Annotated in this window: 16 protein-coding genes; 3 read left to right on the forward strand and 13 right to left on the reverse strand. The window is 65.2% G+C overall.

From position 1 onward, the window contains the following. Window positions 1–18: 18 nt before the first annotated feature. A complete protein-coding gene (locus tag D618_RS0116270; RefSeq protein ID WP_017672597.1) occupies window positions 19–909 on the reverse strand; it encodes a LysR family transcriptional regulator in 891 nt (296 codons plus the stop codon). A gap of 181 nt (window positions 910–1,090) precedes the next feature. Between D618_RS0116270 and bla the strand changes: the two genes are divergently transcribed. Further along, window positions 1,091–1,876, forward strand: coding sequence for a subclass B3 metallo-beta-lactamase (gene bla / locus D618_RS0116275; protein WP_238550701.1), 786 nt, complete (start codon window positions 1,091–1,093; stop codon window positions 1,874–1,876). 128 nt (window positions 1,877–2,004) lie between these two features. Here bla and D618_RS0116280 read toward each other — a convergent pair whose 3' ends face one another. From D618_RS0116280 to D618_RS0116295, 4 genes are all read right to left on the reverse strand, one after another. Next, the gene (locus D618_RS0116280; RefSeq protein ID WP_026091780.1) at window positions 2,005–2,496 is read right to left on the reverse strand and encodes a RidA family protein; all 492 of its coding nucleotides are present in this window, start codon (window positions 2,494–2,496) and stop codon (window positions 2,005–2,007) included. Between the two features lie 72 nt (window positions 2,497–2,568). After that, on the reverse strand, window positions 2,569–5,244 hold the full coding sequence (locus tag D618_RS0116285) for a TonB-dependent receptor (protein WP_026091781.1): 2,676 nt from the start codon (window positions 5,242–5,244) through the stop codon (window positions 2,569–2,571). A gap of 128 nt (window positions 5,245–5,372) precedes the next feature. After that, window positions 5,373–5,945, reverse strand: coding sequence for a GNAT family N-acetyltransferase (locus D618_RS0116290; RefSeq protein ID WP_017672601.1), 573 nt, complete (start codon window positions 5,943–5,945; stop codon window positions 5,373–5,375). After that, window positions 5,942–7,531 (reverse strand): FAD-dependent oxidoreductase, encoded by a 1,590-nt coding sequence (locus D618_RS0116295; protein WP_017672602.1) that lies wholly within the window; start codon window positions 7,529–7,531, stop codon window positions 5,942–5,944. Before D618_RS0116295 ends, D618_RS0116290 begins: the two co-directional genes overlap by 4 nt. Window positions 7,532–8,008: 477 nt before the next feature. Here D618_RS0116295 and D618_RS0116300 point away from each other — a divergent pair, with 477 nt between their 5' ends. Both D618_RS0116300 and D618_RS0116305 read left to right on the forward strand, forming a co-directional pair. Further along, a complete protein-coding gene (locus D618_RS0116300) occupies window positions 8,009–8,353 on the forward strand; it encodes a DUF393 domain-containing protein (RefSeq protein WP_017672603.1) in 345 nt (114 codons plus the stop codon). Then, window positions 8,350–9,549, forward strand: a complete 1,200-nt coding sequence (locus D618_RS0116305; RefSeq protein WP_238550702.1) for an FAD-binding domain-containing protein — start codon at window positions 8,350–8,352, stop codon at window positions 9,547–9,549. Before D618_RS0116300 ends, D618_RS0116305 begins: the two co-directional genes overlap by 4 nt. Before the next feature lie 25 nt (window positions 9,550–9,574). Here the strand turns inward: D618_RS0116305 and lexA are convergent, their stop codons facing one another. The 8 genes from lexA to D618_RS0116345 all read right to left on the reverse strand — a co-directional run bounded on the left by lexA (window position 9,575) and on the right by D618_RS0116345 (window position 17,941). Further along, window positions 9,575–10,297 carry a transcriptional repressor LexA gene (gene lexA / locus D618_RS0116310; protein ID WP_017672605.1) on the reverse strand — a complete coding sequence of 241 codons (723 nt, stop codon included), beginning with the start codon at window positions 10,295–10,297 and terminating at the stop codon, window positions 9,575–9,577. Between the two features lie 108 nt (window positions 10,298–10,405). Beyond that, on the reverse strand, window positions 10,406–11,605 hold the full coding sequence (gene glp / locus D618_RS0116315; RefSeq protein ID WP_017672606.1) for a gephyrin-like molybdotransferase Glp: 1,200 nt from the start codon (window positions 11,603–11,605) through the stop codon (window positions 10,406–10,408). Continuing rightward, the gene (gene moaC / locus D618_RS0116320; protein ID WP_017672607.1) at window positions 11,605–12,075 is read right to left on the reverse strand and encodes a cyclic pyranopterin monophosphate synthase MoaC; all 471 of its coding nucleotides are present in this window, start codon (window positions 12,073–12,075) and stop codon (window positions 11,605–11,607) included. The genes glp and moaC overlap by 1 nt, the downstream gene beginning before the upstream one ends. After that, window positions 12,075–12,869 carry an indole-3-glycerol phosphate synthase TrpC gene (gene trpC, locus D618_RS0116325; protein ID WP_017672608.1) on the reverse strand — a complete coding sequence of 265 codons (795 nt, stop codon included), beginning with the start codon at window positions 12,867–12,869 and terminating at the stop codon, window positions 12,075–12,077. The genes moaC and trpC overlap by 1 nt, the downstream gene beginning before the upstream one ends. Next, complete coding sequence (gene trpD, locus D618_RS0116330) at window positions 12,866–13,867, reverse strand: anthranilate phosphoribosyltransferase (RefSeq protein ID WP_017672609.1); 1,002 nt, start codon at window positions 13,865–13,867, stop codon at window positions 12,866–12,868. The genes trpC and trpD overlap by 4 nt, the downstream gene beginning before the upstream one ends. After that, the gene (locus tag D618_RS0116335; protein ID WP_017672610.1) at window positions 13,864–14,484 is read right to left on the reverse strand and encodes an aminodeoxychorismate/anthranilate synthase component II; all 621 of its coding nucleotides are present in this window, start codon (window positions 14,482–14,484) and stop codon (window positions 13,864–13,866) included. The genes trpD and D618_RS0116335 overlap by 4 nt, the downstream gene beginning before the upstream one ends. After that, on the reverse strand, window positions 14,481–16,001 hold the full coding sequence (locus D618_RS0116340) for an anthranilate synthase component I (protein WP_017672611.1): 1,521 nt from the start codon (window positions 15,999–16,001) through the stop codon (window positions 14,481–14,483). The genes D618_RS0116335 and D618_RS0116340 overlap by 4 nt, the downstream gene beginning before the upstream one ends. Continuing rightward, window positions 16,001–17,941, reverse strand: coding sequence for a peptidylprolyl isomerase (locus tag D618_RS0116345; protein WP_017672612.1), 1,941 nt, complete (start codon window positions 17,939–17,941; stop codon window positions 16,001–16,003). The genes D618_RS0116340 and D618_RS0116345 overlap by 1 nt, the downstream gene beginning before the upstream one ends. Between the last annotated feature and the right edge of the window lie 43 nt (window positions 17,942–17,984).

Here is a 17,984-nt window from a genome sequence, read left to right on the forward strand (position 1 = left end):
TGGCAGGGTCAATGCGCGTCATTCTGGCGGCAGCGCCGACCCTGCGTCGATCTGGGCCATCAACCATTCGCGAAAGCGGCGCATGGGCTCGTGCTCGGGGCGGGATATCAGGCGGGTGAGCCAATAGCGCCCGACATCGATGGTGGCAGCGAACGGCTGAACGAGCTGCTCTGACGCGAGTTCGCGCGCGAACATCGCAGGCGGCACCAGCGCAACGCCAAGCCCGGCAGTGGCGGCCGAGACCATCAACGCCGAGCTGTCGAACACAGGCCCGCGCAGCACCGGCACCGGAACGCCCGCCGCTGCAAACCACAGGGCCCATTCGTCGGGCCGGTACGAGCGTAGCAACGACTCATGAACAAGATCGGCGGGGCCGGTGAGTCGTTCGGCGATGGCGGGGGCGCAGACCGGAGCCATCGGCGCTGCGAGCAACGGATCGGCATGCGTGCCGTGCCACGCGCCATTGCCAAAGCGGATGGCGAAATCCAGCGCTTCGCCGGCAAGGTCCACCCGGTTGTTGTTGGTCGATATCCGCAGGTCGATCGCGGGATGCGCGCGATTGAACGCTTCGATCCGCGGCAGCAGCCAGCCCGTCGCGAAGGTTCCGACGACGCCCACCTTCAGGGTCTCGCGAAAGCGACCATCGGCATATTGATCGAGCGTTGCACCCACGCGGTCGAAGGCGTCGGCCAGCACCGGAACCAGCGCATGGCCCTCTTCGGTGAGCGCCAGTCCGCGGGGCAGGCGGTGGAACAGCCGGGTGCCCAGCCGGTGTTCAAGCTGTGCCACCTGATGGCTGACCGCGCCCTGTGTGACGCACAGTTCGATCGCGGCTCGGGTGAAATTGAGGTGGCGCGCTGCTGCCTCGAAGGCACGAAGCGCATTAAGCGGGAGTTGGGCGCGGTCCATGGCTTAGCATGAGCTTTGCTCATGGCTTTGTCGAGAAATGATCCATTGTCGCATGCGCAGTCGGGGGGCATTCCAGCCGTGAAGGGAGACAGACATGATCGTCATGACGACTATCGCAGCTTGGCTGATGGGGGCTGCAAGCGTTGCCGCACCGAACGCAGAGGATCCATTGACGCGTCCGATGGCTTTGGAAAGGGCCGATGAATGGCTCGCACCAGCGCCGCCGGAGAAGATTTTCGGGACGAGTTACCTCGTCGGGTTCGGCGGGCTCAGCGTGGTGCTGATCGACACAGGCGCCGGGCTGGTGCTGATCGATGGCGCGCTGCCCCAGGCCGCGCCGATGATCCTGGACAATGTCCGCAAACTGGGTTTCGACCCCAAAGACATCAAATTTATTCTGAGCACCGAACCGCATTATGATCACAGTGGCGGCATTGCTGCGCTGGCACGCGATACCGGGGCGACCGTGCTGGCCAGCGCGCGCGGGGCCGAGGGGCTCCGCGCCGGTGCGCATGCCAAGGATGATCCGCAAGCCGCTTATGGTGGCAGTTGGCCCCGCGTCACGCGAATTCGCGTGGTGCGCGACGGACAGGTGATCCGCCTTGGCAAAACCGCGATCACCGCGCACGCGACGCCCGGCCATACCATGGGCAGCATGAGCTGGAGCTGGAAGGCGTGCGAGCAACAGGCGTGCAAGGCAATCCTCTTCGCATCGAGCCTCAACCCGGTCTCGTCCGACGATTATCGCTACAGCGCGCCCGCCAGCGCTCCCATCGTCAAGGGCTTTGCGGCCAGCCACAAGCGCATGGCGGGCCTGGCATGCGATATCCTGATCGCCGCGCACCCCGACAATGCAGGTGAAGGGCGCTACAGCAGCGCGCCGGGAGCCTGTCGCGCCTATGCCGATCGGTCCCGCAAGCGCCTCGCCGACCGATTGGCCCGCGAGCGCGCAGAGACCGCCCGTTAGGCTGGTCTTGCCCGGTTTGCGTAGTGGCAAGCCCGGTTGACCGGGACGCAATCGCGCAGCAGCCAGCAAAGGGCGGCACGGGTCAGGGTGCCGCCCTTCGGCTTTGGCGGGACTTTCCGGCTTCGGTGCTATTTCGCCTTGGCCGCCGTCGCCTCGATCTCGATCAGGAACTGCGGCCCGGCAAGCGCAGCCACCTGGACCGTCGAGCGCGCGACGAGGTTGGGGTTTGCCGCCGTGCCGAAGAATTCGCGATAGCCCGCGTTGAATCCGGCAAAGTCCATCTTGCCGCCCAATTTGGGGTCGCCCACGACAAACACGGTCAGCTTGACCACATCGGACATGGCATAGCCCTGCTTGGCCAGCGCCGCCTCGATCTTCCTGAAGGTGCTGACTGTCTGGGTCTTGGTGTCGCCATAGGCTTCGATGCCCTCGGTCTTGGCGGGGTCGATCGGGCTGGCAAGCTGCCCGCTGAGCATCAGAACTTCCGCGCCAGGCGGAATGGTCACACCGCTCAGGATGATCGCAGGTGGCGGGTTGGTATGGCGGACGATCGATTGGGCATGCGCCACGCCCAGTGACAGGGCGGCAGCAACGGTGGTCAGCACGAGATGTCGGATCAAGGAATCTTCCTTTCGCAGGCTAAGATGATGGGCCCCGGCGCCGGCAGGCGCGCCGGGGCGGGGAGAGGCGGCTCAGAAACTCACGCTGCCCCGAACGTACCAGAATCCGCCGGCCCAGCCGAGAGGCGATGTGTCGGGATAGAAGGATCCGTTGGCTGCACCCCCGGTTTGCGGATAGATGTTGCGTGTTTCGCGCTCGGGGTAATTGTCGAAGATGTTCTGGCCTCCCACGGCGATGCGATATTTCTCCTCGAACGTGACCCCAATTTCGAGATCGCCCCACACTTCGGCAGAAAAGGTCTTGGGCCAGGGGTTGGGGTAAAGCGAGGCAAAGGCCGGGTCGAAGCCGGTCGCCGGGGCGAAATAGGTGGTGAAGCTGCTGGCATAATTGACCCGCGCGGTGACATCAAACATGCCGCTGGTGAAGGTTTCTGACAGCACCGCGCGCCAGCGTGGCAGCGATTCCTCGATATTGCCTTCGCGCACCCGGTCGATCAGCGGTCGCGCGGTGCCACCGATCGCGGCGGACGGGGTGACCGAGCGGATATCGGTGACTTTCGACTTGTTCCAGTTGACCGCCAGGCTGGTGTTGAAGCTGCCCATTCCGGTGGTGGCACGATGGGTCAGCACCGCGTCTACCCCTTGTGTGCGGGTGGCAAAGCCATTGGTGAAGAAGTTGATCTGGCCCAGATCGAGCGCGTTGGCGACACCCAGGCCCAGCAACGCGGTGCGATTGGCGGCCGTCACGTTGAAATTGCCGGTAATGCCGATCCGGTCCTTCACCTTGATGTTGTAATAATCGAGCGTGAAGGTGAAGCCGCCCCCCGGAGTCAGCACCAGGCCGCCGGAAAAGCTGGTCGACTTTTCGGGGGTCAGCGCTGACGATCCGTACGCGATGCCGACAATGCTGTCCGGCCGTACCGTGGCGACCGCGACCGGTACCGGGCTGCCATTGGGGAATGCGGTCTGCACGTTCTGGGTGAATTGCTGGCCAGGCGTCGGCGCGCGGAAACCGGTGTTGAAGTTGCCGCGCACCGCTATCGCGTCCGATGCGGCCCAGCGCGCCGAAATCTTGCCGTTCACCGTGTCGCCGAAATCGGTAAACCGGTCATAGCGCAGCGCGCCTGACAGCGTCACGCTTTCCAGCACATCGGCTTCCAGGTCGAGATAGGCCGAAATGCTGTTGCGCCCGCCTGATGTCACCGAATCCGGGCCAAAGCCTGGAAAGCCGTTCGCGCCCACCGGCTTGGTCGACAGGAAGGTGGTGCCGTTGGCGCGTTGCACCGTCTGCGCCGCGAACGGTCCGGTCAGCCACGAGGCCCGATCGCCCAGGCCCACCTCGTAGCTTTCGCGCCGGAATTCGACCCCGCCTGCGATGTTCAACGTGCTGGCCAGGCCCAGTTCGACCGGGTAGCTCAGGTCGAGATTGAGGTTGGTTTCGGTTTGCACCAGCTTGCCGAGATAGAAGCTGGTCGGGCTGTCGGGGCCCATCGAGGGGTTGAGCGTGTTGCTCATGAAATAGCGAATCTTGTTGGTGCCCGATGCCGCCGACAGGTCATAGCGCAGGCCGCCGTTGGTTTCCCCCTTGTAGCCGCCGACGATCGAGAAATCCTCGTTCTCGGCCTCGAAGAATGGCGTGAAGCCATTGGGGAAGATCTCACTAGCCTCGAAGGTGCGACCGGTTTCGCTGAAATTGCCGTTGGGCAGGCGGTCGAGATAGGTGGTGTTGATCGACTTGCCCAGCGCGCCGGTATTGCCGAAGCCCGGCCCGCGACCGGTGATCGGTGTGGCGGTCACGCCGATCGGGCGGCGATAGTTGAAGTCATTGCCCTGGCGCTGCGTGCCCCAGTTGCCGAACAGGTAAAGCTCGTCCTTGTCGCCCAGCGGCAGCGAGGCATTCCATACCAGCCGATAGGCCCGGTTTTCAGGCTGACCCAGCCGGTTGCCGTTGGGAATATCGGGCGTGATCCCGGCCGCGACCAACGGCGCGATTTCAGGGCGGGGCGAGGAACGGTCAAAGACATTCTGGTCGATGAACTCGCCCGTGACGTTGAAATAGCCGCCGTCGCTGCCCAGCTTGCTGCCCCAGATCGCCGAGACCTGGGTGTCCTGGCCGTCGCCCTGATAGGTCTGGCCATAGCGCACCTGCATGTCGAGCCCGCTGTCCTTGGTGCTCAGCCCCAGATTGATCACGCCGGCAATGGCGTCCGATCCGTACAGTGCGGATGCACCATCGCGCAGCACCTCGATGCGGCCGAGCGCCTGACCCGGAATCTGCGACAGATCGGGGCCCTGCGAGCCTTGCGCCAGCTGGCCACCGGCGACCTGGACCAGCGCGGAACGGTGCATGCGCTTGCCGTTGATCAGGACCAGGATCTGATCCGGCGGAAGGCCGCGCAACGTTGGCGGTCGGACAAAGGCGGACGCGTCGCCCAGCAGGTTGCGTTGCTGATTGAACGAGGGAACGAGCGTCTGCAGGATCGTCTGCAATTGCGGGCTTGGCTGGGTCTTGAGGTCGTCTGAAGTGAAGACATCGATCGGTACCGAAGATTCGATGACCGTCCGGTCGGTTCGCCGTGTTCCGGTGACGACGATATCGGCCCTTTCGGGGGTTTCGTCATCCTGTGCTTCTGCTGCCTGGACATCGGCACCGACATCGTCGGCGGCGCTGGCCGCCCATGCCGTGTGCGAAGACGCCAGCAGGGCCACGACCATCGCGGCCCTGGAAATGCTCCCGTTCATGTTCATCTAAAGCCCCCTTTGTTGTGAAGTCGAGCTTTCAGATCATCCTCTCTCGTTACCCTGATTACGTTGGTCATCGTCATCGAAGCATGGTGACGCCGCACCGCAATGTGGCTTCGACAACGATTGCATGATTAGGCCTGGAAAATACTGTTCGTGCCGGCTTCCTGCTCACCTAGGGCGCGGAGCGACCTGTGCATCGGCACGAAGCGCACTTCGACGCCGTCATAAACCTGTGTGATCGGACTTCCCGGCAGATAGCCGTGCGTGGCATAGAACGGCACGCCAGGAAGCGTCGCCATCAGTTCGGCCTGGGAAAAACCCGCCGCGCGCGCAGCCTCCTCGCAGGCCGTGAGCAGCGCCGTGCCGATGCCCCGCCGCGCGAATTCGGGTGCGATGAAGAACGCCCGGATCTTGGCGGGTGCGGTAGCAGGATCGACATAGCCCGACTGGCGGCCCGAGAACCGGTCCGATCCGAACAGCGTCGCCCGCCGGCTCCAGCCGCCACAGCCGGCAATCTGGCCATCGATGTCGACCAGCAGATAGGTGCCATCGGCGATCAGCTCGCTATCGATGCCGAAGACATGGGCAATCGCCGCTTCCGTCTGCGCCGCGTCATAATAGCCTGCACTCAGTTGGCGTGCCGAAGCTGCGATCACGCGATCGAGCGTGGGCACATCCTCGGGCCGGGCGGGGCGAATGATCATGCAGCCGCAGCCCTTGGCGAGCGTTCCGTCACGCTGCGCTCGGCCATCTGGCGGACGATCGCGGCAACGCTGGCATGCGCCGATGCGAGCGCGCCTTCCTGCCAGCCCGGCGTCTGGCTGAGCGCGGCGCTGGCAAAGACAATGCGGCCATCGGGCTGGTTGAGCAGCCGGAAGGCAGGGGTGTCGGTGGCGGCATGCTCGCCGCGACCCCGCGCGCCGGGGGTCCAGTTGGGCCAGGGACCCAGGCTGTAGGGCACCTTGCGCCAGTTGACGACCAGCGGCGCGCTGCATTCGTCACCATGGCCCGGATGGACGCTCTCGATCGCCGCCCGCGCCATCGCGATCTGCTCGGTTAGCGGTCGCTGGGCAAAGGCCTTGCCGGGCGGGCCCGAGCTGTAGCAGCCCAGGATCATGCCGCGCTCGCCGTGCAGCCCCCAGGACGGGTACCAGATCAGGCTGGTCTCGCCGCCGACGAAGGTCAGCCCGCCATAGATCTGGTCCTGCTCCCAGAAGCGCGGTGCTTCAAACGCGACCTTGTTCGAATCCTCATAGACCACCCCGGCGATCGCGCTGGCGACCGGCTTCGAAAAATTGGCGTCGATCCCGGCCAGCACGGGGAAGGGGATGGTGCAGACGCAATAGTCCGCCTTGAGCGTGCGCGCGGTTCCTGTGCCGGTGTCGATATAGGCGATATCCACGCCCGACGCGCTCTGGCGAATGCGCCGGACATCGGCATTCAGCACCGCGCGCTGCTGCAGGTTGCGCTCGATCCCCACAGAAATCTGGTCCATGCCGCCCACCGGCTGGAACATCGTGGCCTGCATGTAGAGATTGTCCTCGAACCCCATCATGGCAATCTGCTCATTGGCCAGCAGCTCTGACAGCGGCACTGGCGCACCTGCAGTCTCGAAGCTGGATACCCCGGCACCGGGGCTGGTGCGCAAACCGGAGCGGGTGGTGCCTTTGAACTCGTATTCGCCTTCCAGATCGCCATAGGCTTTCAGGAATGGCAGCAGCTGTGCCTTCTCGTCCACACTCAAGGCCTGGTCGAGCGCGCCCTGGTTGACCGCCTTGGCCAGCAGCTCAGACACATGACCGCGCATGTCGTTGATCGCGGTGCGCATCCTCAGCTTGCGGCCGTTCTTGCCGACAAGATAGGCCGAACGGCTGGAATTGACCTCGACTTCAAGCGGCACCCCGAAACGCTTGGCATAGCCCAGCACGCCCTGATGGAAGCTCGGCAGGCGGGCAGGACCCGCGTTGAAATACAATCCTTCGGAAAAACGGGCGACCTGATCGGCCTCGCCCTGCATCTTGATGGTGTCGCCATCGCGGACAGTCCAGGCCTTGCCGCCAACACGGCCGCGCGCCTCGAGCAGCGTCACCGAAAAGCCGCGCTGTTCCAGCTCGTACGCCGCCACCAGACCTGCAAAGCCTGCGCCCAGGACAATGACCGACCTGCCGTTACCGAGGTTCCCGGGCATCGGCTCCAGCGTCGCAGCGTGAGCGGCGCCAAACCAGCCCATCGACTGCATCGCGCCTGCGACCGCCGCCACCCCGCCGGCTGCGCCGATGTGGTGCAGCATAGTTCTTCGTGTAATCACTCTGGAATGCCCCCATTCGTAAATGCAGGCCTTCAGCTCATCCCATCCCTTTGCGGTCAGCCAGGTCACGTTGGTACAAGCACGGCACGGCCAATGCCGTGATGCAATGCAACAAGATGCCATCCAACTTATTGTGCGGCGCAATATTTTTTAAGGAAATCAGGTGGAAAGCTGCAGACGCAACGTGGTCGTCTGTTCTTTCAAAAGTAGCGGAAACTTCGATTCTCAGCTGATACTGCGATACAATCATTGTTAAGAAATTTGGGCAAGCGGAAATTTGCGCGGCACTCAAAAATCTTGTGCGGCGCAGCATTTCAGGGGCGGGCTGGCAGGTCGGAAAGGCGCTGGCGCATGTCGCCCCATGGCCGGGCTGCAGTGGTAATCGTCCTGCCGCGCCCTATATCATCGACGATGACGCACGGGGGGAATGCAGCGGTGGCCAGGCACAATGACCAACTGATGGTGTGGTTCGACGGAGGCTGCCCATTGTGCCTGCGCGAGATTGCACTGATGCGCAGGCTCGACCAGCGCGGAGCGATCCGCTTTGTCGATGTCGCCGCGCCCGATACGGTGTGTCCGATTGACCGCAGCGCATTGCTGGCGCGGTTTCACGCGCGCGAGGATGGCGTGATGCTGTCGGGCGCCGCCGCTTTTGCGGCAATGTGGCGCGCCATCCCGCTGCTGCGTCCATTGGGGCTGCTCGCCCGCAATCCTTTGGCTCTGCGCGGCTTGGAGGCTCTGTACCTCCGGTTTCTGAAGGTTCGTCCGCGATTGCAGGCATGGGTGCGGGAGCGCGCACGATGAGCGCGATATTCATGCCTTCGCGCGCTGCCGGGCTGGAGCGCCTGGCGGCGTTCGTGCCGCATGCCGGCGCCGATTATGCCGACGGCCGTAACACCGATCCGGGGCCAGACCAGCCGGGCGCTGTTTCGCGCCTGTCGCCCTGGCTGCGCTATCGCCTGATCAGCGAGGGCGAGGTCGTCGATGCCGTGCTGGCACGGCACACGCTGGGTGCGGCGGAGAAATACGTGCAGGAGGTGCTGTGGCGCACCTATTGGAAGGGCTGGCTCGAGATGCGGCCCGGCGTGTGGTCGTGCTTCGTGGCCGAGCGGGACCGGCAGCGCGAGAATTGGGTCTATCCCAAGGGGCTGGCGGAGGCCGAGCAGGGCCGCACCGGCATCGAGGGGTTTGACGACTGGGCGCAGGAGCTCGTCGAAACCGGCTATCTGCACAATCATGCACGAATGTGGTTCGCCTCGATCTGGATTTTTACGCTGAAACTGCCCTGGGCGCTGGGTGCGGACTTCTTCCTGCGTCACCTGATCGATGCGGATGCCGCCAGCAACACCCTGTCGTGGCGCTGGGTGGCCGGATTGCAGACGGTGGGCAAGACGTATCTGGCAACGACCGAGAACATAGCGCGCTACACCGGGGGCCGGTTCGCACCCAAGGGCCTGGCGCTCCACGCCGAGCCGCTGACCGAGCCGCCGGTGCCAGCGCCTGTACCCTTGTCCGAACCAGAGCGCGGCGTACTAGGCGAACCCGCATTGCTGTTGGTTACGCCTGAAGACCTGAACCCCGACCAATCCGTATGGCGCAGCTCGGATATTCGCGGTGTTCTGGTGACGTCCGATCCGCACCTGCTGTGGGGGGATCAGGCGCGGGCGTTCGTTTCAGCCGCTGCACAGGACTGCGCAACGCTGCTGCAGGCCGAACGGGGCGTTCCGGTCACGATGGCAGCGCGGATGGATGCGGCAACACTGGCCGCAGCGGCCGAAGCAGCGGGCGTGCGGCAGATCGTGACACCTTATGCGCCGATCGGCCCGGTGGCCGATGCGCTTGCCGGACTGAAACTCCAACTGGGCAAGGGCGGCGTGGACCTGATCGAGGCGCGCCGCCGGTGGGACGAGACGTTCTGGCCGCATGCGCGCAAGGGCTTTTTCCCGTTCAAGCAGCAGATGCCCCGCCTGCTCGAAGAGCTGGGCCTGACGCGGGGCTGATCACCCGGCGCCAGACCCCGCAGCCTCAATGGTAGCGGCGCAGCAGGCCTGCGAGCTTGCCCTGAACCTGGACTTCATGCGGCGCATAAAATTGCGGGGCATAGGCCGCATTGGCCGGATCGAGCCGGATGCGGCCATTCTCGCGGCGCAGGTATTTCAAGGTCGCTTCTTCGCCACGCACCAGCGCCACGACGATTTCGCCGTCGCGCGCGGACTCGGTGCGCTTGATCAGCGCGAAGTCACCATCGAAAATGCCCGCCTCGATCATCGAATCGCCCGAAACTTCGAGCGCATAATGCTCGCCAGCGCCCAGTAGGGCAGCGGGGACGGGGAGGATTTCGGTGCCCTCGAAGGCCTCGATCGGTGCGCCTGCGGCGATGCGGCCGTGCAGCGGAATTTCCAGCACGTTGCTGTTCGCCGCTTCGGGCACCTGCAGCTTGCGCACGGTATCCAAGCTGACGATGTTGCTCTTGGCGGCGCTCGCCTTGGCGGCAGAGGCAGCGGCGAGTTCCTTGGCGCGCGGCTTGACGCTGGCCTCGGGCAGCTTGAGGATTTCGAGCGCCCGCGCGCGGTTGGGCAGGCGGCGGATGAACCCACGCTCTTCCAGCGCGCTGACCAGCCGGTGGACACCGGACTTCGACTTGAGGTCGAGTGCCTCCTTCATCTCTTCGAACGATGGAGAGATGCCGTTCTCTTCCAGACGTTCCTGGATGAAGCGGATAAGGTCATGTTGCTTGCGGGTCAGCATCGCCGATGTTCCTTTCTGGGTCGCTCGACGCGTAAACCATAAGCCGGCGTGTCGAACGAATAAGGAACAATTACGAAACAAAGGCGGTCAGGTCAAGACCTTGTGTGCTCAGTGCCGATCGAGCGCGATATAGTCGATCGGGTCACCCGGTGCGGCCTCGGGGGCGTTCGCCGCACGGACCACCAGTGCATCCGCCAGATGCAGCGCGCACAATGCGCCGCTGTCCTGGTTGCCGATGCGGCGCAGCGCGCCATCGATGATCCGAGCGCGCATGAAGTCCTGCCGCGAACCATTGGCCGGAAAGGGCGCTCCTGCCACGCCGTGTTCGATGACCGGGCCAAGCTGTTGATACCCCAGCAGATGCCGGACAAGCGGCAACATCAGCAGCAACGCAGTCACATAGGCGGAGACCGGGTTGCCGGGCAGGCCGAGCACGATCGCCTTGCCCAGGGTACCGACCATCACGGGCTTGCCGGGCCGCATTGCAATCCGCCAGAAATCGACGCTGCCGCCGCTATCGGCGAGCGCAGGCTGGATGAGGTCGTGGTCGCCGACAGAGGCCCCGCCGGTAGTAACGATAATGTCCACGTCGCTGTGTTCTGCCAGCGCGGCGGCGATCGTTGCGCGGCCATCGGGCAGCAACGGCGGCACGATGAGGTCGACCGGAAGCGCGGACAGCATCGCTGCCAGCATCACGCCGTTGCTTGCCGGGATATGCGCGGGAGAGGGCAGCGGCTCGCCCGGTGACACCAGCTCGTCACCGGTGCTGATGATCGCAACGCGCGGGCGCGGATGCACGGCCAGCGCGCCATGACCCGCCATTGCCGCAAGCGCGATCAGCCGCGCGTCGATCGGTGATCCTGCATTGGCGAGCACCGATCCGGATGCGAAGTCATGCCCTGCGCGGCGGATGTGCGCCCCGGGTGCGGGCGGGCCATCGCCGGTAAGTGTCAGCTGTTCGCCGTCGCGCGCAACGTCTTCCTGCACGACGACGCAATCCGCGCCATCGGGGATCATCGCGCCGGTGGAAATGCGGGCTGCCTCGCGCGTGCCAATGACGCCTGCAAACGGCCGTCCTGCCGCGCTCTCGCCGATGACGCGCCAGGGTCCGGGCAGATCGATATGGCGCACGGCATAGCCATCCATGGCGGAAAGATCGGCGGCGGGCTGGTTGCGCAATGACGTCAGCGGCTGGGCCAGGACAAGCCCGGTCGTCTCGTGCAACGGCAGCGTGATGGCGGGTTTCGGCGTGGCGAGCGCCAGCAGCCGGGCGCGCGCTTCATCAAGCGAGATCAACCCGCCTGCCATCAGGGCGCGGTCCAGTCGCCCGATTTGCCGCCGCTCTTGGCGAGCAGCCGGACGGCACCAATGACCATGGCCTTGTCGAGCGCCTTGGCCATGTCGTAGATGGTGAGCAGCGCGACACTGGCAGCGGTGAGCGCCTCCATCTCCACCCCGGTCTTGCCCGAAGTGCGCACCCGCGTTTCGACGCGAACGCCGGTTTCGGTGTATTCGAACTCGACCGACACGCTGCTGATCGGCAACGGGTGGCACAGCGGGATGAGGCTGCTCGTCTGCTTGGCGGCCATGATCCCGGCGATGCGCGCGGTGCCCAGCACGTCGCCCTTCTTGATGTCGCCCGCGCGGATCGCGGCGATCACCTCTGGCGCCATGCTGATCGATCCTTCTGCCACGCCCTCGCGCACCGTGTCGGGCTTGGCGGAGACATCCACCATATGCGCCGCGCCGCTGGCGTCGAGATGGGTCAGGTCGCTCATCAGGCGGCAGCACCTGTCAGCAGCTGGCGGGTGGCAACCGTAATATCGTCCTGCCGCATCAGCGATTCCCCGACCAAGAAATTGCGCACATTATGCTGGCTCAGGCGCTCGCAATCGTCATGCGTGTAGATGCCGCTTTCGGAGACCGCGATATAGCCCTCTGGGATCATCGCGACCAGCCGCTCGGTGGTGGCGATATCGGTCTCGAAGCTGCGCAGATCGCGGTTGTTGACGCCGATCAGCGGCGAACGCAGCTTGAGCGCGCGCTCCAGTTCGCTTTCGTCGTGCACCTCGATCAGCACGTCCATGCCGTGGTCCAGCGCAGCCGTCTCGATATCGGCCATCGTCGCATCGTCGAGCGCGGCGACGATGATCAGCACGGCATCGGCACCCAAAGCGCGGCTTTCGGCGACCTGCCAGACATCGACCATGAAGTCCTTGCGCAGGCACGGCAGGTCGCAGGCGTTGCGCGCGGCGACGAGGAAATCGTCATGGCCCTGAAAATAAGGGACATCGGTGAGCACCGAAAGACACGCCGCGCCGCCTACCTGATACGCAGCGGCGTGCGCAGGCGGATCGAAATCGGCGCGGATCAGGCCCTTGGAGGGGCTGGCACGCTTGATCTCGGCGATCAGGCCGAAGCCGTCTGCCGACTTTTCGGCGAGCGCGCGCGCAAAGCCGCGCGGTGCGCTGGCCGACGCTGCGCGCTTTTCCAGCTCGGCGAGCGAGGCCAGGCCCTTGCGGCGCTCGACCTCGATGGCCTTGACCGAGCAGATTTCTTCCAGCTTGTTCATGCGGCGGCCTTCGTAAAATCAATCCAGCAGTTGAGCAGCGCGTTCGCCAGCCCCTTGTCGATCGCTTCGGCGGCCTCTTCCGCGCCATCGGTCAGGCTGTCGACCTCGCCTGCGATCAGCAGCGCAGCGGCGGCGTTGAACAACACGGCGTCGCGATACGGCCCGGTCTCGCCCTGCAACAAGCGGCGCAGCGCGGCAGCGTTAAACGCTGCATCGCCGCCGCGGATCGCCTCGATCGGGTGGACGGGAAGGCCCGCGTCCCTGGCCGACCAGCGTTTCATGATCACGCCATCGCCGCCGATATCGGCGACCTCGTTGCCGCCCGCCAGCGACAGCTCGTCGAGGCCTTCATCGCCCGACACGATCAGCGAATGCTCGGTGCCCAGCATCTCGAGCGCCTCGGCATAGACATGCACATAGCCCGGACGCGCGATGCCGATCAGCTGGCGCTTGACGCGCGCCGGATTGGCGAGCGGCCCCATCAGATTGAAGATGGTGCGCTTGCCGATTTTCTGCCGGATCGGCTGGATGCGGCGCATGGCCGGATGGTGGTTGACCGCGAACAGGAAGCAGATGCCGATTTCGGCGAGCGACTGTTCCGCCGATGCGCCGGCGGCGGCCATATCAAGCCCCAGAACCTCGAGCGTATCGGCAGCGCCTGCCTTGGACGAGGCGGCGCGGTTGCCGTGCTTGGCGACCGGGACGTCGCAGGCTGCCACGACCAAAGACACGGCGGTCGAAACATTGAGGCTGTGATGGCCATCGCCGCCAGTGCCGCAGACGTCGATCGCACCTTCGGGGGCGGCGATCGGGATCATCCGGTCGCGCAAGCCTTGTGCGGCTGCGGCAATCTCGATCGCGGTCTCGCCACGCTCGGACAAGGCGACCAGAAACTCGGCAATCGCCTCGTCGCTGACCGTGCCGTCGAGGATGGCGGTGAACGCCTCTGCTGCGGCATCGCGGCTGAGCGGATGGGCGGTATCGGGCAGCTGGGTCATGCCAGCAGCTCCGCGCGCATCGGCTTCACCGCGATCCCTGCGAGTTCCATGAAATTGGCGAGCATCCGGTGGCCATGCTGGGTGGCGATGCTTTCGGGATGGAACTGCACGCCGTGGATCGGCAGGCTGGCGTGGCGAAAGCCCATCACGTGCGGCGTGCTGTCATCGGTGACGGCGACGCGCGCGTTGACGATCATCTCGGGCGGCAGGCTGGCCTCGGGCACGACCAAAGAGTGGTAGCGCGTTGCGAGGAATGGCGAGGGGAGGCCGGCGAACAGACCGGTATCGTCATGCTCCACCGGCGATGTCTTGCCGTGCATCAGTCCGCCGCGAATGACTTCGCCGCCGAAATGCTGACCGATCGACTGGTGGCCCAGGCACACGCCCAGCAGCGGCTTGTTCGCATCGGCGCAGGCGGCGACCAGATCGAGCGAGATCCCCGCCTCATTGGGCGTGCACGGGCCCGGCGAGATCAGGAACGCCTGTGCGTTGGTTGCCAGAGCCTCGCGCGCACTCAGCGCATCATTGCGCTCGACCCGCACATCCGCGCCCAGCTCCATCAGGTAATGGACGAGGTTGTAGGTAAAGCTGTCGTAGTTATCGATGACCAGGATCACTGCCCGTACCCCGCTTCGTTGGCGAGGCGCAGCGCCTCGCGCGCGGCAGCGAAGAGCGCGCCGGCCTTGGCCTCGCATTCGCGCTGCTCGTATTCGGGCACGCTGTCGGCAACGATGCCAGCGCCTGCCTGCACATGCATCGTGCCTTCGCGGACGATTGCGGTGCGCAGCACGATGCAGCTATCGACCGAGCCATCGGGCGCGAAATAGCCGACGCCGCCCGCATAGGCGCCGCGCGTTTCGGGCTCGAGTGAGGCGATGACCTCGCACGCGCGCACCTTGGGCGCGCCGCTGACGGTGCCTGCGGGGAAGCCCGCAAACAGCGCGTCGATGGCGTCGCGGTCCTCGACCAGTTCGCCCACGACATTGCTGACGATGTGCATCACATGGCTGTATTGTTCGACGGTGAAGCTGTCGGTGACGCGCACCGTGCCTGCCTTTGTGACGCGACCGACATCATTGCGGCCAAGGTCGAGCAGCATCTGGTGCTCGGCCAACTCCTTGGGGTCGGCGAGCAGGCTGGCGCGGTTCTCGATGTCCTCCTGCGGGGTCTTGCCGCGCGGACGGGTGCCCGCAATCGGGCGGATGGTGACCTCGCCATCGCGCACGCGGACCAGGATCTCGGGGCTCGATCCGATCAGCGCGAGGCCGGGCAGGTCGAGGAAATAGAGGAACGGCGAGGGGTTCACGCGGCGCAGCGCGCGGTACAGCTCGATCGGCGGCAGCGTGAACGGTGCGGTGAAGCGCTGCGCCAGGACGACCTGAAACACATCGCCCGCCTCGATATAGTCCTTGGCCTTGAGCACCATCTCGCCATAGTGACCGGGCGCGAGGGTGGGCGTGGGGACGAGGCTGTCCGGATCGAACGCCGCGTCGCGCACGGTCGCAGGCAGGGGAGCGTGCAGCGCGCGCTCGGCGGCGTCGAGCCGCTCTTCGGCGGCAGCGATGGCCTGTTCGGGATCACCAGCCCCCGCCCAGATCGGCGCGATCAGGAAAAGTTCGTCCTTGAGCCGGTCGAAGATCAGCAGCACCGTCGGGCGCACGAACAGCATGTCGGGCAACGCCAGACCGGACTGCGGCGCGCGCGGCAGTTTCTCGACAAGGCCGATGGTTTCATAACCGAAATAGCCGACAAGAAACGCCAGCGCGCGCGGCAGCTCGGGCGGAACTTCCATCCGGCATTGCTCGGCCAGTGCCCGCAATGCGCCCAGCGATCCTTGCGCACACGGCGCAAAGGCGCTGCGGTCGCTTGTCCAGCTGGCGTTGACTTCCGCCGCATCGCCCGAGGCGCGGAACACCAGATCGGGCGCCAGCCCGACAAAGCTGTGCCGCGCGCGGGTTTCGCCGCCTTCGACCGATTCCAGCAGAAAGTCGCCGCGCTCGGGCTCGATCAGCTTGAGCGCTGCGGACACCGGCGTTTCGGTATCCGCGATGCGCCGCCGCCAGATCAGCGTGGACTGGCCCTGCGTCAGTGCACGCGCAGCTTCGGCCCGGTTCTGGCTTGTGGAGCCGGACATCAGTTTTGCTGGTTGCGGCCGGTGAGCTGATCCTTGACGCGTTTGATCGCCTTGGGATTGCGCTTCACATTGGCATTGGCCTTCATCGCCAGCATCAGCTGCTGGCCGTATTCATCGGCGACCACCTGGCCCAGCTGGGTCTGGGTGGCGGCCAGCAGTTCGGGGACCTTGCTGGCGTCGCCGCGATTGATCTTGGAGAGATGGACGACGAACCATCCGGTGCGGTCGGGGCCTTCCAGTACCTTGGTGGTGCCCTCTGCCATGCTGAACAGCAACGCCACCGGCGGCGGCACGCGGCCCTGTTGCTGCATGATCGTCTGACGGTTGGTGGCAATCTGTTCGATGCCCGGCAGCGGAACCTTGGCACCGCTTACGGCTTTGGCGAGCGCGGCGGTGGTGCGTGCCTTGCCGATGCTGTCGGCGAGCGACTTGGCAGCGGTCAGGCCCTGCGCCAGCGCCCAGTCGCGCGCGACGCGGTCGCGGATGCTGGCGAGCGGCGGCGGCGCGGCGCGCTTGATTTCCTGCACCTCGAACACGGCAAATTCCTTGCCCTGCTGCACTTCGACCAGCTGCGGCCCGGCATCTTCCTCGAGCCCGAAGGCGACCGGCAGCATCGCCTGATAGGCCCCCACGGGCACGAAGTCAGGCCTGGTCGGCGACTGGCCGTTGGCGAGCAGTTCGGGGCTGACCTCCAGCGTCAGGCCTTCGTCCTTGGCGAGGTCGGCGAGCGAGGCACCATCGGATATGCGGTCTTCCAGATTGGCGGTAAAGTCGGACACGGTCTGGCGCAGTTTGTCCTGCGTGATCTCGTTTTCCAGCAGGTTGCGGACCTGCGCCATGCTGCGCCCGGAAATCGCCGAGATGCTGTCGACCCGCACCACATGCCAGCCAAGCGGTGAGCGCGCGGGCGTTGCGACCTTGCCCGCGGCCGCAGCGAACACGGCGTTGGCGACCGCAGACGAGGCATCCCTGGTCAGATCGTCCTTGGACTTGAGGCCCAGGTCTACCGGTTCCAGACCCGCTTCCTTGGCGGCAGCGGCCATGCTGGCACCGCTATTGATCCTGGCGGCGATCGCCTTTGCAGCCGCTTCGGTCGGTACGATCAGCTGTTCGACATCGCGCTTTTCGGTGGCGGCGAACTCTGCCGAACGCTGCTTGTACAGCGCGGCGATTTCGGCATCGCTGACCTTCACCTGGTCACGGAAACGATCGGTGATGATGCTGGCATAGCGCAACACGCGGCGCTCGGGCACGCGATAGCGCGCGGCATTCTTGGTCAGGAATGCCTGCAGCTGCGCCTGGGTCGGGGCGGTCTTGGGTGCGAACGCGGCAGACGGCACGAACGCGATCTGACCTTCACGACCTTCGAGGATCAATCCGGCATAAGGCAGCGCCATCTGCTGCGACAGCTTGGCGCCGAAAGAGGCCGGAATGACCAGCTGATCGGTCATCAGCGCGCGCTGAATGTCGATCCGGACGCGGGATTCGGTAAGGCCCTGCTGCGCCAGCGCGCCGCGGAACAAGGTCTCGTCAAAACGGCCATCGGCGCCCTTGAAGGACTGGATTCCCGCGATCTCGCTGTCGATCAGCCGCTTGCTGGCGCCAAGGCCGATGCTTTCACCGAACGCGGCTGCAGAATAGCTGCCGATCATCTGCTCGAGGATGCCGTCGATGCCGCCCTGCGCATCGAACGCGGCCATATCAAGCTGCGGATTGTCCTGCCGGACCTGGCCGAAGGCGTTGGTCACCGTGGTCGAAAATTCGCCGGTGCCGATATCGTCTCCATCGATTTCCGCGACGGCCTCGCTGCCGACGCCACCAAAGGTCGCGCCGCCGGTGACGTCCGATGCGGCGAACGCCACCGCAATCAGCGCCAGGAAGATGAAGCTGACGGCAAGGCCGATCTTGGACTGGAAGAAGGAACGGATAAAGCTGATCATCGAATAGTCCGCAATGCAGCCCGGGCCGGGATACTGGCCTGTG

The organism is Blastomonas sp. AAP53 (assembly GCF_000331245.1).
Lineage (GTDB): Bacteria > Pseudomonadota > Alphaproteobacteria > Sphingomonadales > Sphingomonadaceae > Blastomonas.

Excerpts from the sequence above, each read along its gene's own strand:
- D618_RS0116305 (WP_238550702.1), top strand. The coding sequence starts at position 8,350 with ATGAGCGCGATATTCATGCCTTCGCGCGCTGCCGGGCTGGAGCGCCTG.
- D618_RS0116295 (WP_017672602.1), bottom strand. The coding sequence starts at position 7,531 with ATGCTGCACCACATCGGCGCAGCCGGCGGGGTGGCGGCGGTCGCAGGC.
- trpC (WP_017672608.1), bottom strand. The coding sequence starts at position 12,869 with ATGAACAAGCTGGAAGAAATCTGCTCGGTCAAGGCCATCGAGGTCGAG.
- bla (WP_238550701.1), top strand. The coding sequence starts at position 1,091 with ATGGCTTTGGAAAGGGCCGATGAATGGCTCGCACCAGCGCCGCCGGAG.
- D618_RS0116285 (WP_026091781.1), bottom strand. The coding sequence starts at position 5,244 with ATGAACATGAACGGGAGCATTTCCAGGGCCGCGATGGTCGTGGCCCTG.
- glp (WP_017672606.1), bottom strand. The coding sequence starts at position 11,605 with ATGGCAGGCGGGTTGATCTCGCTTGATGAAGCGCGCGCCCGGCTGCTG.
- D618_RS0116270 (WP_017672597.1), bottom strand. The coding sequence starts at position 909 with ATGGACCGCGCCCAACTCCCGCTTAATGCGCTTCGTGCCTTCGAGGCA.
- D618_RS0116340 (WP_017672611.1), bottom strand. The coding sequence starts at position 16,001 with ATGTCCGGCTCCACAAGCCAGAACCGGGCCGAAGCTGCGCGTGCACTG.
- D618_RS0116290 (WP_017672601.1), bottom strand. The coding sequence starts at position 5,945 with ATGATCATTCGCCCCGCCCGGCCCGAGGATGTGCCCACGCTCGATCGC.
- trpD (WP_017672609.1), bottom strand. The coding sequence starts at position 13,867 with ATGACCCAGCTGCCCGATACCGCCCATCCGCTCAGCCGCGATGCCGCA.
- D618_RS0116345 (WP_017672612.1), bottom strand. The coding sequence starts at position 17,941 with ATGATCAGCTTTATCCGTTCCTTCTTCCAGTCCAAGATCGGCCTTGCC.
- lexA (WP_017672605.1), bottom strand. The coding sequence starts at position 10,297 with ATGCTGACCCGCAAGCAACATGACCTTATCCGCTTCATCCAGGAACGT.
- D618_RS0116300 (WP_017672603.1), top strand. The coding sequence starts at position 8,009 with ATGGTGTGGTTCGACGGAGGCTGCCCATTGTGCCTGCGCGAGATTGCA.
- moaC (WP_017672607.1), bottom strand. The coding sequence starts at position 12,075 with ATGAGCGACCTGACCCATCTCGACGCCAGCGGCGCGGCGCATATGGTG.